Genomic DNA, 13312 nt, shown 5'->3' on the forward strand with positions numbered 1-13312 from the left:
AGTTCAATATAAAAAAAGCCAAAGTGCTCATTAGATGAACACCTTGGCTTGAAACTTAATAAATCCAGCTTGAGATGGTTTGATCCCAGCTTGTGAGTTCTTCTTGTTTGAAGAATAAGTTAATTTCTCTTTCAGCACTTTCTGGTGAGTCTGACCCATGGATAATGTTTTTCCCAACAGTCAATCCATAGTCTCCTCTTATTGTGCCTGGAAGCGCTTCCTTTGGATTTGTTTTGCCGATAATCTGTCTTGTTACGTCTACTACCTGTTCACCTTGCCATACCATTGCAAATACAGGTCCTGACGTAATAAAGTCAACCAATTCCCCGAAAAACGGTTTTTCTTTATGCTCTCCGTAATGGGTTTCTGCTACTTCCTTTGGTATACTCATTAGTTTTGCACCAACAAGCTGAAGCCCCTTTTTTTCGAATCTTGACACAATGTCACCGATTAATTGTCTTTCCACACCATCAGGTTTGACCATAAGAAATGTTTTGTCCATATACGTTTTCCACCCCGTCGTTATGTATGTATAGGCTTACATTGTTACAAAGTGATCGTATCATTTTTTTTTATAATAATCAATTTTTGACAAAAAATTTCACAAAAAAACCAATCAACATCACGTTGATTAGAATTTTCGTTTCCCAATATATTTTGCAATGGAGGCGAGTGACGTTCTCGCTCGTCCTCTAGGAAGTTTGTCGAGCTGTTCAAAAGCTTTTTTCAAATACATTTCACTCACTCGAATCGAGCGGTCGATCGCATCTGTTTGTTTGAGGCTTTCAATGACAGGCTCTAGCTGCTTCTCCGTCGTTTCACTATTGATCAGCTTCAATTGACCTTCTAGCGTCGGATTTTTCAGTGCATATAAGACTGGGAGTGTGACATTCCCTTGTAAAAGGTCTCCTCCAACAGGCTTGCCCAGCTCTTCTTCAGTTGATGTGAAATCAAGGACATCATCAATGATTTGATAGGACATGCCAACATAGTATCCAAACCAATAGAGGGCTTTATGTGTTTTTTCATCTGTACCTGCTGCAATGGCGCCTAATTGACAGCTGCCTGCAATGAGCAAGGCTGTTTTTCGTTTGATTCTTCTTAAATATGTACGCAGGTTTTGATCCATATTATATTTATCTTTCACTTGCTCTATCTCACCAAGACAAAGCTCGACGACCATTTTTGACAAAATTTCATGTGCCATTGGGTGATTGATTTTTGTCATGTATTCAAGTGATCTTGCAAACATATAATCCCCTGTGTACATGGCAATTCTGTTATCCCATTTTGCCTTTATCGTTGGTTTGCCTCTTCTCAGCTCTGCATCATCAATGACATCATCGTGAACAAGTGATGCCATATGAATCAGCTCGAGGGCAACGGCAACATATTTAATTTTATTAATGTCATAGTCACCAAACATGCCTGAAAGGAGAACAAAAACGGGGCGGATTCGTTTTCCGCCCGCTTGCAGCAAATGAAGACCTGCTTCACTTAATAATGCATAATCAGAGCGAACTGTTTGTTCAAGCTCTTTTTCAATTATATCGATATCATGATTTAAAAAAGAGATCATTGCTTTTAGTTTCATTATCTTCACCCAAATATCGTTTATTCAAAGCTTCTTTCCGATATGTGTTGCTGCTACACCGCCTGTAAATGGATGATACGAGACATCAGACAACCCGGCCTCTTCGAACAGAGCCGCCAGCTCTTTCATGCCAGGGAACGTTTTGGCTGATTCTTGAAGCCATGAATACTCCTGATAGCTTTTGGCAAACAATTTACCAAAGAGCGGCATAATGTATTTGAAATAGATGTAGTAGCCCTGTTTAAAGCCGATCATCTCAGGCTGTGAAGTCTCCAGACAGACAACCATTCCGCCAGGCTTCACTACTCTTGTCATTTCCTTTAACACCGTTAAATAATCAGGAACGTTTCTAAGTCCAAAACCGATGGTGACATAATCAAATGAGTTGTCCTCAAAAGGGAGCTCCATCGCATTGCCATGAAGCAATTCAATTTGTTTGTAGCCCCCAGTCTTCACCTTCGTTTCTCCAACACTCAGCATGTTTTTACTGAAATCAAGGCCTTTGACCTCGCCTTTTTCTCCAACAGCATCTGCAAGCGCAATTGTCCAATCGGCTGTCCCGCAGCATACATCTAATGCTTTAGACCCTTTTTGCACATTCATAAGTTTCATTGTTTTATCGCGCCATTTTTTATGCTGTTTAAAGCTGATGACAGAGTTCATTTGATCATAGTTTTTATAAATTTTTTCAAATACACCGTGTACTCGCTGTTCTTTTGATTGCTGCATGACTTACCCTTCTTCCACTTTCTGATGGTACGCAGGCTCATTTTTCATATGATCCAAGCGATTTAATAGCTCTTTTTGAACGACCGGAGATGAAACAAGATGCTCCTTGATCGTTCGTTTGGCCTTTTCATAGCCTTCATTCTCAAAATTGTCAAAGCACGAATAGGCGTCCGTATAACGATCGTTCAAAAAAAGTTTTAAATGTTTGTCATTTTCTGCTTGTTTCATGAAGCGTTTATAAACAAGAAAACGACTTGCAATCTCATTCCAATGCGTTAATTGAAAATGCTCAGAAATCCTTTGGAAAAGCGCAGATTCAACTGTAGCTACACTTTTGTAAAAGTGCGCTGCATCTTGAATGGACCGGTCATACAGTCTAATTTTATGTTCATTGATCTCTTTGATCGCCGTAGCGAGCGTGCGGATCATATAAATGTCTTTCATGTCAGAGAGAAGAGAATAATAGAGACCGCTGAAATAGTCTCCTGCCAGGATGGTCAGCTGACGATTTTTGAATTCGTCTTGCTTGATGGCTGCAGCAGTTGTGACTTCGTCATGGGTATCAAGGGCAATTTGCACAAGCATCGCCGTTAAAATATAATTTTCTTTTTTCTCTGCATCAATTTGAGCTTCTTCAAACATTGCATGAAAAAGAAGGAGCTTATCTTCATCGATGAGTGGTGCGCGTAAATGCTTCGCCAAATAAGGATGAGAAAGCTTTTTATTTAATTTTATATTTAGATTAGATAAAATTCCGTAGATGTCTTGCAAAGATATCACCCTTGTCCCAAAAATTACAGTTTCATATGTAGACCTGCACATTGTATAGAGATTTATTATACCATATCAGCTCTCACTTTTATGCTATCAAGTGCTACAAGTTCTTTATTTCTTTGCTTCGCTTTGAATTTCGCCGAAGCTTGTTTGAATGACAGCATCGCCTCTTACTTTGATCGCTGACGTATGCTCAGTAAATTGTGCAATGATCACTTCACCTTTATCGAGTTTCTCGGAATGGTGAAATCTTGTATCAGAGCCTCTTGTCAGGCCGATGACGTTTACACCATTATCAATGGCTTTAATCACCACAAAATCAGATGCTTTATTTTCACTCATTTTGTTCACCTTCCATCTATTGAATTAGTCGTTTTTAATAAAGGAAAGCACTTCTGCTCTTGCGGCTGCATCATTTGCAAATGTGCCGCGGACTGCTGAGGTCACTGTTTTAGCGCCTGGCTTTTTCACTCCGCGCATCGTCATACACATATGCTCTGCTTCAACGACAATCATCACGCCATGCGGATTAAGTGTTTCCACCATACTATCTGCAATGGTTGATGTAATGCGTTCCTGAAGCTGCGGGCGTTTAGCCACGGCTTCTACAGCTCTTGCCAGCTTACTAAGTCCCGTTACTTTTCCTCCGCGCGGAATATAAGCGACATGGGCTTTCCCGTAGAAAGGCACAAGGTGGTGTTCACACATTGAATGGAAAGCAATATCTTTTACAAGGACGAGTTCTTCGTGGTCTTCGCCAAAAATGGTTTTAAAATGTTCTTTTGGATCTTCATTTAATCCCGAGAACACTTCTTCATACATTTTTGCGACTCGTTTTGGGGTATCAAGAAGTCCTTCACGATCCGGATCTTCTCCGATTGCTTTTAATATATCGCGTACTGCGTGTTCGATTAATTCTTTATTTATTTCACTCATGTATTATATCCTCCAAAGGCGATTACATTTCATTCAGATTCTAGCACACTTCAGATCCTAAAAGCAAAGGAGAGCGTTCTAAACGAACCTTTTGATTCAAAAGGAAAAGCCCCTTATGAAAGGGGCTTTTCTAGACCAGTGTGAAACTGTATATGTATAACTCCTTCAACAGGATCATTACACATAACGATTATTTACCTGCCACCGCGTCTTTAAGTGCTTTACCTGGTTTGAAAGCAGGTACTTTGCTTGCAGGGATTTCGATCTCTGCACCAGTTTGTGGGTTACGTCCTTTACGAGCTGAACGCTCACGTACTTCAAAGTTACCAAAACCAATAAGTTGGATTTTGTCACCATTTTTAAGTGCATCTAAAATTGTATCAAAAACAGAATCAACTGCTTTTGTCGCGTCTTTTTTAGATAACTCGCTTGCTTCAGCAACCGCGTTAATAAGTTCTGTCTTGTTCATGCCTTTCACCTCCTCCCAAAAATATGCATTCAGTAGATTGTTATCATTTCTTCACAATTCGTCTTCTTTCTATACCCTTTTTCAGAAAAAAAGAGCGTCTAGAAAGCGTTATACATGGCTTTTCATTAGAAAACGTCTCTTTGAAGGAATGTTTGTCCAACAAAGTGAAGATTTTCTGTAAGTAGATTAACACATATGAAATACCATATCAAGCATTTTAAAGGGAAGAATCCTTATTCGTCAAGGATTAAGGGCACTTTTGCGAACGAATATTCCTAATTTCAGCCTGAATCTGACTAATCTTTATACAATTGTCTTTTTATGACTCATTCTACACGCAAAAAAAGACCCCATCAATGAGAGGTCTCACTTGCTATAAAATAATCGCGATCAAACCGCCTGATCCTTCGTTAATGATTCTTTCAAGCGTTTCCTTCAGCTTATATCTTGCGTTTTCCGGCATGAGAGACAGCTTCGCTTGAATGCCTTCTCTGACAAGGGAGCTGAGGGAGCGGCCAAATATATCTGAATTCCAGATCGAAAGCGGATCATCTTCAAAGTCTTGCATTAAGTAGCGGACGAGCTCTTCACTTTGTTTTTCTGTTCCGATAATCGGTGCAAATTCGCTCTCTACATCTACTTTGATCATATGAATAGATGGAGCGACCGCTTTTAATCTCACGCCGAATCTTGACCCCTGCCTAATGATTTCCGGCTCATCTAAACTCATATCTGATAGCGCTGGCGCTGCAATCCCGTAACCAGTCTGCTTCACCATTTTTAATGCGTCTGATACTTGATCATATTCTGTCTTAGCATGAGCAAAGTCTTGCATGAGCTCTAGAAGATGGTCTTTTCCTCTAATTTCTACACCAACCACTTCTTTTAAAATATGATCATATAGATCATCTGGCGCATACAGGTCAATCTCCGCAATCCCCTGACCCATTTCAATTCCTGCTAAACCCGCTCTTTCGATAAAATCAAATTCACTGAATTGACCAACGACACGGTCGACATCTCTTAATCTTTTAATATCCTTTACAGTTTCCTTTACTGAATCCTGATAGCTCTCTCTCAGCCAGTGATCTTCTTTTAGCACCATCACCCAGCTTGGCAGGTTCACATTCACCTCTAGGACTGGGAATTCATATAATGCTTCACGAAGAACGCTGAGTACGTCTTGCTCTCTCATACTTTCTACGCTCATGGCGAGTACTGGAATATCATACTTTTGGCTAAGTTCCTGCCGGAGCGCTTCTGTTTCAGGATGATATGGCCTCACAGAGTTAATGACCATAATAAATGGCTTTCCAACCTCTTTGAGTTCATCAATCACACGTTCTTCAGATTCAATATAATCATGTCTTGGAATTTCTCCAATGGAACCATCTGTTGTAATCACTACACCTATTGTTGAATGCTCTTGAATGACCTTGCGTGTACCAATTTCCGCTGCTTCATGAAACGGGATTGGCTCTTCATACCACGGCGTATTGATCATTCTTGGGCCATTTTCATCTTCATACCCGCGCGCACCAGGGACAGTGTATCCCACACAATCGACAAGCCTGATGTTGACATCAAGACCGTCACTCACGTGAATTGATGCTGCTTGATTCGGTACAAATTTAGGCTCTGTGGTCATAATGGTTTTTCCTGCTGCGCTTTGCGGCAATTCATCCTGTGCCCTTGCACGATCTGCCTCATTATTGATATTCGGGAGCACCACGAGCTCCATAAACTTTTTAATAAACGTAGATTTCCCTGTACGAACAGCGCCAACGACTCCTAAATATATATCGCCTCCTGTTCGTTCAGCGATATCCTTGAAAATATCGACTTTTTCCAAGTGATCCCCTCCCGGACTTGCTATCCTCGTTTTCAAATGAAATACTCTATTCTTCAATCAAACTGTGCTTGAAAGGTGTCTGGACAATATATGTGTATGACGTTGTCCTATTTGAATATGACACCTTTTTGTTTTGAGAGTAAGTTTAGCCATAAAAAAACCTTTCTCCTCATTTATATGCAGAGGAAAAAGGTTCATTCTTGTTTATGACGTCTTTTTTTCTAAAAAGGCAGGCTCACCTTTTTTGTTGATGGTATATGGGACAGAAAACGCGGGTACAAACGGGGTTTCCTGCCAATATACATCTTGAATGTTTTCACCTGGTTTCAGCTTTTGCTTCGTATTCTTCAAAATGTGAGCAAAATCACTGCGGTAGTCCACATAGATGTCACCGTTTGATGAAATCAGTAGTGGGAGGGAATTCCCTGTCACAGGACTTATCACCGCAGGCGGCGATTTTAATCCTAGTTTTTTTTCATTTAGCGTATATAAATTGGCTGATACGACTTTGCCGTATGGCGGATATGTATGTTCATCTTGATACATCTTGATTCTAAGCCGTAATTCATTGATGGTCTGCGTCATTTTGACATCAAGCAGTTTCACAGTGGGTTTCTTTTCGACGTCTGTGAGGACATAAATATATTCGCCCCCGCCTTCATAAGATGTAGACGGTACATCGTGTAAATATCTTGGTGACAAGCGCTTAAAGTCGATGACATATTTCTGATAAACCGGCGTGTCTGCTTCTTTCGTTTCTATAGGCAAAAGACCATTTGTTGCTTTTTGAAATTCCTCAATCGCTGTCTGTACACTTTGCAGCTGCTCTTCGTATGGCACCCGGTTCTCAGCTTTGCGATTTTCTGGATACAGACATCCTGTTAATAAAATAAATGCTAACAGTGTGACACTGACTTTTGCTTTGATCATCACATTCTTCCTTTTTCTTTATTCATTGACCGGTCCGCTAAAGACAACTAAAAACACAATGATACCTGATATCAGCATCAAGCTGTATGCAACGGTCGAGGCCGTTATTTTAAGAAATTTGCTTTTCAGCTTAAACCTGCTGAGATAAATGGTTACTACGGCTAAAAACATGAGCCCCATTGAACCAAGCGCAAACCACATCTTGATTAAAGCAAAACTCATCGTGCCTGTCCCCCTTCAAAACGAACGAATTGTAAGCGTTTATATTTCATTTTAAACCAAAAATAAGGTAAATATCAATCATTTTTCCAATCATTCAGAAAAAAGCGCATAAAAAAACTGAAGCAAAGAGGGGGACTCTGCTTCAGTCATTGGATCGACTATTTTCCTCATTCTGTAGAGGCAAAGCTCTATTCAAACTTCATTGCTATGTTATGCAAGTCTTCCCATTCTTGCATCCTCTACATGCCTAAGTTCAGTCTTTCCTTTTATTTTGTTTGGTTTTCAAACATGTTCACAAGGTCTTCCATCTCATGTGTTTTCACTCGTGCCATCAATGATTCTACAGCATCGTCCACCTTTTTCCCTTCAAACAGGACGCCGTAAAGAGCCTCTGTAATCGGCATGCTGACCTTGTATTCTTTGGAGAGCTGATAAGCGCCTTTTGTTGTGCGGACGCCTTCTACAACCATGCCCATTTTTTCAAGCACTTCTTCGAGCTTATATCCTTTACCGAGTAAATTCCCGCAGCGCCAGTTACGCGAATGAACACTTGTACATGTCACAATCAAATCGCCAACGCCTGTTAATCCGGCAAATGTAAGGGGATTCCCTCCCATTTTTGTGCCAAGACGTGCGATTTCAGCGAGTCCTCTAGTGATAAGCGCCGCTTTTGCATTGTCTCCATATCCAAGTCCGTCTGTGATCCCAGCCGCTAGAGCAATGATATTTTTCAATGCGCCGCCAATTTCCACCCCAATCACATCAGGGTTGGTGTACACCCTAAAATGATTGTTCATGAACAGATCTTGAACAAATTGAGCTGCTTCAATATTTTGTGATGAGACAGTGACAGTTGTCGGATGACGCAGACCTACTTCTTCTGCATGACTCGGCCCTGATAGGACAACGACAGCCTCTCTTTTCTCAGAAGGGACTTCTTGTTCAATCATTTGAGAAATTCTAAGAAGTGTATCTGGTTCAATTCCCTTACTGACATGGACAAATGGCACCTTCGATGAGATCAGCTCATTTGCCTGCTTCAATACCTCACGAATGGCCTTTGTTGGCACAGCGACAATAACCGCCTCTGTCCCCTCTAAAACCTGCTTCATATCGGTTGTCGCCTGAATAGACGCTGGCAATTCGACATTTGGCAAGTAATCATGATTTTCATGTTTCTCATTGATTTGATCAATGAGCTCTTGTCTATGTCCCCACATGTGTACATCATGATGATTATCAGCTAATACAAGCGCAAGAGCTGTTCCCCAGCTGCCTGCTCCAAGTACTGAAATTTTCTTCATCCTGCTCACCCTTTTTATTTTCTCGCTCTCGCAAATATTTTAATTGGTGTTCCTTCAAAACCAAATGCATCTCGAATGCGGTTTTCTAGGAAACGCTCATAAGAAAAGTGCATAAGCTCTGGATCGTTGACAAACACAACGAAGGAAGGAGGCTTAATGGCCACCTGTGTTGCATAGTAAATCTTTAGGCGCTGTCCATTATGGGTCGGCGTTGGATTCATCGCTACCGCATCCATGATGATATCATTTAAAATATTGGTTTGAACGCGCATTGCATGGTTTTCGCTTGCTGTGATAATGGACGGCATTAATGTATGAATTCTCTTTTTCGTAAGAGCAGACATAAACAAGACAGGTGCATAATCAAGGAATTGAAAATGCTCGCGGATGTTTTGCTCAAATTCCTTCATCGTGCGCTCATCTTTTTCAACAGCATCCCATTTGTTCACAATGATCACAACGGCTTTACCAGCTTCGTGTGCATAGCCAGCAATTCGTTTATCCTGCTCAATAATGCCTTCCTCGCCGTCAAGTACAACAGCGACAACATCAGAGCGGTCAATGGCTTTTAATGCACGAAGCACACTGTATTTCTCTGTTGTTTCATATACTTTCCCTTTTTTCCTCATACCTGCTGTATCAACAATGACAAAGTCACGCTGATTGTACGTAAACATCGTATCGACAGCATCTCTTGTTGTACCAGCGATGTTGCTGACAATGACGCGGTCTTCTCCGAGCATCGCATTCACTAAAGAAGATTTCCCTACATTCGGACGGCCAATTAAGCAGAACTGGACAACTTCTTCATCATATTGCGTATCCGGTAAATTCTTAAAATGTTCTGCCACTGCATCAAGCAGATCACCAAGTCCTAATCCGTGTGTTCCAGAAATCGGATACGGCTCGCCAAATCCGAGTGCATAAAAGTCATACACGTCGCTTCTCATTTCAGGGTTGTCCAGTTTATTGACAGCAAGTACAACTGGCTTTTTCGTGCGATATAAAATTTTTGCGACTTCTTCATCCGCAGATGTCACGCCATCTCGGCCATTCACCATAAAGATAATGACATCCGCTTCGTCCATTGCGATTTCTGCCTGATGGCGAATTTGCGCTAAGAATGGCTCATCTCCAATATCAATTCCACCAGTATCTATTAAATTAAAGTCATAATTTAACCATTCAGCAGAGCTATAGATTCGATCTCTTGTTACACCAGGTGTGTCTTCTACAATCGATATTCTTTCGCCTGCGATTCGATTAAAAATTGTAGATTTTCCAACGTTGGGCCTTCCAACAATGGCTACGACAGGTTTACCCATAGTACCCTTCCTTTCAATCCAGCCGCGATTCAATATGTTCATCATCATGTTTCAACCGGGATTTATAATTTTCATTCAGTTTTATGAAATAAACCCTTCAAACATGAAGGGTTCAACTTATATATTATATCAATTTTTAATCAGACCACAATGAATAACTTAAAAATGTTTGACAATCAAGTAAAGATCTTCTCCAATGCCGTGTGCAATTCCATCTAAAATGGCCTCTAAATTCATGGCATACATGTCGAGCTCTTCTTTATTTTCACAGAAAAAAACCGCTGTTCCGCCAATGACCCGCTCTTTATTAGTTGTTGCCACAGCCAATATAAATTGTTCAATGGTGTTCGCCATGCCCTATTACCTCACTTTCTTTTTAATGAAATCTGTCGGCATTCTTATGGCATTTTCTAAAATAGGCACCTCTTCTAATACACGGACAGCCAAATCTTCACGCTGCCATTGCGGTAAAATGAACACACCAAGTGTACCGGTATTCAGATCACGTTTTGCGAGTGGACAGAGCGATGGTTCACCAGAATCGCGGTACACGCCAAGCACGTTCGATAAATCAAATAAAATGGCTTGCCGCTGTCCAAGGTTAGCAATCGTTGTAGCAGAGTTGAAATTTTTCGGCGTCAAAATAAAACCCATCCCATGCTCTAAAATGAGCTTTTGCTTTTCAGGCAGTCCGATATTCATAATGTATATATCATTCACATAAAGCCCTGCCCCATCAAAGCGAAGTTCCCCTTTTTGAATGCTGACGATATCCTTTAATTGACTGCCTGACATTAATAGCTTTGCCATGAAAAAACAAAGAATACCGACTACTGTTCCAACAACAAGCGAGAAGAAAATACAGGCTGTCGTTGTAATAAGTGCAGTGAGAATCGCAATATAATTTCGACTTTCAAAGGCAATGGCAATGCCTTCTATATATGTACTGCCTCGTGAGACAAGCTCATACGAATCCATTTGGGTTAACGTATTTCTTTCCATATTTCGGACATCTCGAAATTGCGTGGCTGCCAAAGTGAGAAAGGTAATCGCTGTAAATTCCTCCTGAATTAGTGCAGGCATAATGATCGCACCTAATCCTGACGCAATAAAACCAAGTGCAATGTGAATCACTTGTCCATGAATATACGTAGGGTATTGCCGGTAATCCGTTCTTAACATGTAAAGTCTGGCCGCCATCCCAAAGATGACACCAATAATCACAGGAAACGTATAATCTGTCATGTTGATTTTGCAGCCCCTTTTACTGATTTTCTTGATGAACGGGCGTTCAAGAGCTTTTCAAACTGATCGACTCCTAATAGGAAGACGGCTCCTTGTACAACGAAGGAAAGAAAAGAGAGATCCCCTATGACAATTGATGATGTGAGGCGGTGAATCGTCAGCGCATAAAGGGCTTCGCCAAGACATACTGACATCATCCATAAGGTGATTCTTTCCGTTAACGGCTGTCCATATGTCATACACATTAAGATCAGCAGGGCAAATACGACCCAATCCACCTTTATTATCGTGAACCAAACAGGGTCATATAATGCAAATATCATAAAAAAGGCATACGCACTCACCATCGAGCCCAATTGCATGATTCTCATCATTCGGTAACTAGGCCTGAATATGACGAAAGCAGCACATGCATATAAAAAAGTCATCAAGAAACCCGCATTGATGCTTATATCTAAAACGGATATCATGACATGACTGAATATAATATGGACAAGTACACAGAAGCCCAGCACGGTGCGCCACAAACTTTTTTCCATGATAAATGTCACCATAATCCAAACGAACCATATAGACCAATAATAGTACAAAGCCTCCAACGCCTCATCACCTCAATTACATTATGGGAAAATCTCCAATTTTTAAACATGCGGATCGTTACCGGCTTTGTATGAAATAAGCAAGAGGTGACACCCTAATAACCTGAGGAGGGATACATGATGGGAAAAGATAGACAGGAAAAGCGTTTAAAGGCGTCAAGAAGAGTGGAATCTGACCGCGATCAATCCATTCATCATAAGGGTGCAACAGCATTAGAAGGTCCAGAAAGCGCTCGAAAAAGAAATCAATAAAAAAAGGCATGTGATATCACATGCCTCTCTTACTATAGTACGTTGTGTCAACGCCTCTTTCTTTAAGCCAATGACTTGTTTCCCCTGAGATCACAACTTGAGCCTGTCTCAGTTCTTCAATCGTCTTCACGCCAAGCACTGTCATCATCATCTTGATATCTTCTTGAAGTTCCATGATATCTGCGATGAGGCCGCTTTCTCCTCCACTGGTCAATGATTTTAAGAAAAATCCAGCTAGACCAGCAGCAGATGCGCCAAGAGCCATTGATTTGGTTACATCAAGAGCATCTTGAATACCTCCCGAGGCTAAAATCGTTTGATTCGGAAAGGCTGTATGTACTTCAGCAAGACTCGCTGCAGTTGGAATTCCCCATTGATCAAAATAACGAAGTGCTTTTTGGCGGCGGAGATTTTCAATCTTAGAAAAGTTCGTTCCACCAAATCCGCCTACATCAACGGCTGCAACCCCAGCATGGAATAACTTTCCTGCCGTCTCCTTACTCATGCCAAATCCGACTTCTTTTACAACAACAGGCACACCAACAGATTCAACGATAGCTGCAATCCGCTCAAGCGCCCCCCTGAAATCGCGATCGCCTTCAGGCATGACAATCTCTTGGATGACATTCAGATGAATTTGGAGCATATTTGCCTCGAGCATGTTGACTGCTTCTTGAGCTTGCTTCATTGTCGCTTCACTGCCTAAATTCGCAAATACAATTCCATCCGGATTGACTTTACGAACGACTTCATATGTTCGTCTTTCTTCTTTATCTTTCAGTGCAGCCATTTGTGATCCAACTGCTACTGGGATATTGGTCTCCTTCGCTGCGATCGATAAAGAGCGGTTGATCTCATAGGTGGATTCTCCGCCTCCGCCAGTCATTGCATTGATAAAAATTGGCGAACCGAAAGTCAGTCCGCCAATTGTCGTATGTGTATCAATTTGTGATGTCGCAAGATCTGGTAAACTGGCGTGAACGAAGGAAACATCATCTAAACCTGTTGCTGCATGCTGGCCAGTGGACAACGCATGCTCAATATGCTGCTTCTTTCTTTCTGCTCGCGTCAATTTTGATCA

17 protein-coding genes are annotated in these 13312 nt (G+C 41.2%); 1 reads left to right on the top strand and 16 read right to left on the bottom strand.

Going from position 1 to position 13312, the window contains the following annotated elements; translation table 11 throughout:
* Positions 1–55: 55 nt before the first annotated feature.
* The 15 genes from ndk to MHH61_RS00360 all read right to left on the bottom strand — a co-directional run bounded on the left by ndk (position 56) and on the right by MHH61_RS00360 (position 11919).
* Complete coding sequence (ndk, locus tag MHH61_RS00290; RefSeq protein WP_024422808.1) at positions 56–502, bottom strand: nucleoside-diphosphate kinase; 447 nt, start codon at positions 500–502, stop codon at positions 56–58.
* Positions 503–631: 129 nt separating this feature from the next.
* Positions 632–1594 carry a heptaprenyl diphosphate synthase component II gene (gene hepT / locus MHH61_RS00295; RefSeq protein ID WP_024422809.1) on the bottom strand — a complete coding sequence of 321 codons (963 nt, stop codon included), beginning with the start codon at positions 1592–1594 and terminating at the stop codon, positions 632–634.
* A gap of 24 nt (positions 1595–1618) precedes the next feature.
* Positions 1619–2323, bottom strand: a complete 705-nt coding sequence (locus tag MHH61_RS00300) for a demethylmenaquinone methyltransferase (RefSeq protein ID WP_024422810.1) — start codon at positions 2321–2323, stop codon at positions 1619–1621.
* Positions 2324–2326: 3 nt separating this feature from the next.
* Positions 2327–3094: a heptaprenyl diphosphate synthase component 1 gene (locus MHH61_RS00305; protein WP_024422811.1), complete on the bottom strand. Its 768-nt coding sequence runs from the start codon at positions 3092–3094 to the stop codon at positions 2327–2329.
* A gap of 114 nt (positions 3095–3208) precedes the next feature.
* Positions 3209–3439: a trp RNA-binding attenuation protein MtrB gene (gene mtrB / locus MHH61_RS00310; RefSeq protein WP_008344541.1), complete on the bottom strand. Its 231-nt coding sequence runs from the start codon at positions 3437–3439 to the stop codon at positions 3209–3211.
* A gap of 24 nt (positions 3440–3463) precedes the next feature.
* Positions 3464–4033: a GTP cyclohydrolase I FolE gene (gene folE, locus MHH61_RS00315; RefSeq protein ID WP_003215789.1), complete on the bottom strand. Its 570-nt coding sequence runs from the start codon at positions 4031–4033 to the stop codon at positions 3464–3466.
* Positions 4034–4223: 190 nt separating this feature from the next.
* Positions 4224–4502, bottom strand: a complete 279-nt coding sequence (hbs, locus tag MHH61_RS00320) for a non-specific DNA-binding protein Hbs (RefSeq protein WP_003215863.1) — start codon at positions 4500–4502, stop codon at positions 4224–4226.
* A 373-nt stretch (positions 4503–4875) separates the two neighbouring features.
* Positions 4876–6354 carry a stage IV sporulation protein A gene (gene spoIVA / locus MHH61_RS00325; RefSeq protein ID WP_008344534.1) on the bottom strand — a complete coding sequence of 493 codons (1479 nt, stop codon included), beginning with the start codon at positions 6352–6354 and terminating at the stop codon, positions 4876–4878.
* A 204-nt stretch (positions 6355–6558) separates the two neighbouring features.
* The gene (locus MHH61_RS00330; protein WP_098677465.1) at positions 6559–7284 is read right to left on the bottom strand and encodes a hypothetical protein; all 726 of its coding nucleotides are present in this window, start codon (positions 7282–7284) and stop codon (positions 6559–6561) included.
* A gap of 18 nt (positions 7285–7302) precedes the next feature.
* Positions 7303–7506: a DUF2768 domain-containing protein gene (locus MHH61_RS00335; RefSeq protein ID WP_024422813.1), complete on the bottom strand. Its 204-nt coding sequence runs from the start codon at positions 7504–7506 to the stop codon at positions 7303–7305.
* Between the two features lie 266 nt (positions 7507–7772).
* Positions 7773–8810, bottom strand: a complete 1038-nt coding sequence (locus tag MHH61_RS00340; protein WP_125587285.1) for an NAD(P)H-dependent glycerol-3-phosphate dehydrogenase — start codon at positions 8808–8810, stop codon at positions 7773–7775.
* A gap of 14 nt (positions 8811–8824) precedes the next feature.
* Positions 8825–10135, bottom strand: a complete 1311-nt coding sequence (gene der, locus MHH61_RS00345) for a ribosome biogenesis GTPase Der (protein WP_024422815.1) — start codon at positions 10133–10135, stop codon at positions 8825–8827.
* Positions 10136–10294: 159 nt separating this feature from the next.
* Positions 10295–10489, bottom strand: a complete 195-nt coding sequence (locus MHH61_RS00350) for a hypothetical protein (RefSeq protein WP_008344527.1) — start codon at positions 10487–10489, stop codon at positions 10295–10297.
* A gap of 6 nt (positions 10490–10495) precedes the next feature.
* Positions 10496–11380 (bottom strand): YIEGIA family protein, encoded by an 885-nt coding sequence (locus MHH61_RS00355; RefSeq protein WP_024422816.1) that lies wholly within the window; start codon positions 11378–11380, stop codon positions 10496–10498.
* Complete coding sequence (locus tag MHH61_RS00360) at positions 11377–11919, bottom strand: hypothetical protein (RefSeq protein WP_024428085.1); 543 nt, start codon at positions 11917–11919, stop codon at positions 11377–11379. The genes MHH61_RS00355 and MHH61_RS00360 overlap by 4 nt, the downstream gene beginning before the upstream one ends.
* Before the next feature lie 180 nt (positions 11920–12099).
* Between MHH61_RS00360 and MHH61_RS00365 the strand changes: the two genes are divergently transcribed.
* Complete coding sequence (locus MHH61_RS00365; protein ID WP_073206119.1) at positions 12100–12231, top strand: YpzI family protein; 132 nt, start codon at positions 12100–12102, stop codon at positions 12229–12231.
* Between the two features lie 16 nt (positions 12232–12247).
* On the opposite strand, the gene fni is transcribed toward MHH61_RS00365, so the two are convergent.
* The gene (gene fni / locus MHH61_RS00370) at positions 12248–13303 is read right to left on the bottom strand and encodes a type 2 isopentenyl-diphosphate Delta-isomerase (RefSeq protein ID WP_024428084.1); all 1056 of its coding nucleotides are present in this window, start codon (positions 13301–13303) and stop codon (positions 12248–12250) included.
* Positions 13304–13312 lie beyond the last annotated feature (9 nt).

It is taken from the genome of Bacillus sp. FSL K6-3154 (assembly GCF_040869395.1).
GTDB classification, from domain to species: Bacteria; Bacillota; Bacilli; order Bacillales; family Bacillaceae; genus Bacillus; species Bacillus safensis.

Bases quoted from the DNA above. Each gene is read 5' to 3' on its own strand.
- MHH61_RS00360 (WP_024428085.1), bottom strand. From the start codon at position 11,919: ATGGAAAAAAGTTTGTGGCGCACCGTGCTGGGCTTCTGTGTACTTGTC.
- MHH61_RS00340 (WP_125587285.1), bottom strand. From the start codon at position 8,810: ATGAAGAAAATTTCAGTACTTGGAGCAGGCAGCTGGGGAACAGCTCTT.
- hbs (WP_003215863.1), bottom strand. From the start codon at position 4,502: ATGAACAAGACAGAACTTATTAACGCGGTTGCTGAAGCAAGCGAGTTA.
- MHH61_RS00355 (WP_024422816.1), bottom strand. From the start codon at position 11,380: ATGACAGATTATACGTTTCCTGTGATTATTGGTGTCATCTTTGGGATG.
- MHH61_RS00300 (WP_024422810.1), bottom strand. From the start codon at position 2,323: ATGCAGCAATCAAAAGAACAGCGAGTACACGGTGTATTTGAAAAAATT.
- MHH61_RS00330 (WP_098677465.1), bottom strand. From the start codon at position 7,284: ATGATCAAAGCAAAAGTCAGTGTCACACTGTTAGCATTTATTTTATTA.
- der (WP_024422815.1), bottom strand. From the start codon at position 10,135: ATGGGTAAACCTGTCGTAGCCATTGTTGGAAGGCCCAACGTTGGAAAA.
- ndk (WP_024422808.1), bottom strand. From the start codon at position 502: ATGGACAAAACATTTCTTATGGTCAAACCTGATGGTGTGGAAAGACAA.
- MHH61_RS00350 (WP_008344527.1), bottom strand. From the start codon at position 10,489: ATGGCGAACACCATTGAACAATTTATATTGGCTGTGGCAACAACTAAT.
- hepT (WP_024422809.1), bottom strand. From the start codon at position 1,594: ATGAAACTAAAAGCAATGATCTCTTTTTTAAATCATGATATCGATATA.
- MHH61_RS00365 (WP_073206119.1), top strand. From the start codon at position 12,100: ATGGGAAAAGATAGACAGGAAAAGCGTTTAAAGGCGTCAAGAAGAGTG.
- mtrB (WP_008344541.1), bottom strand. From the start codon at position 3,439: ATGAGTGAAAATAAAGCATCTGATTTTGTGGTGATTAAAGCCATTGAT.
- folE (WP_003215789.1), bottom strand. From the start codon at position 4,033: ATGAGTGAAATAAATAAAGAATTAATCGAACACGCAGTACGCGATATA.
- MHH61_RS00335 (WP_024422813.1), bottom strand. From the start codon at position 7,506: ATGAGTTTTGCTTTAATCAAGATGTGGTTTGCGCTTGGTTCAATGGGG.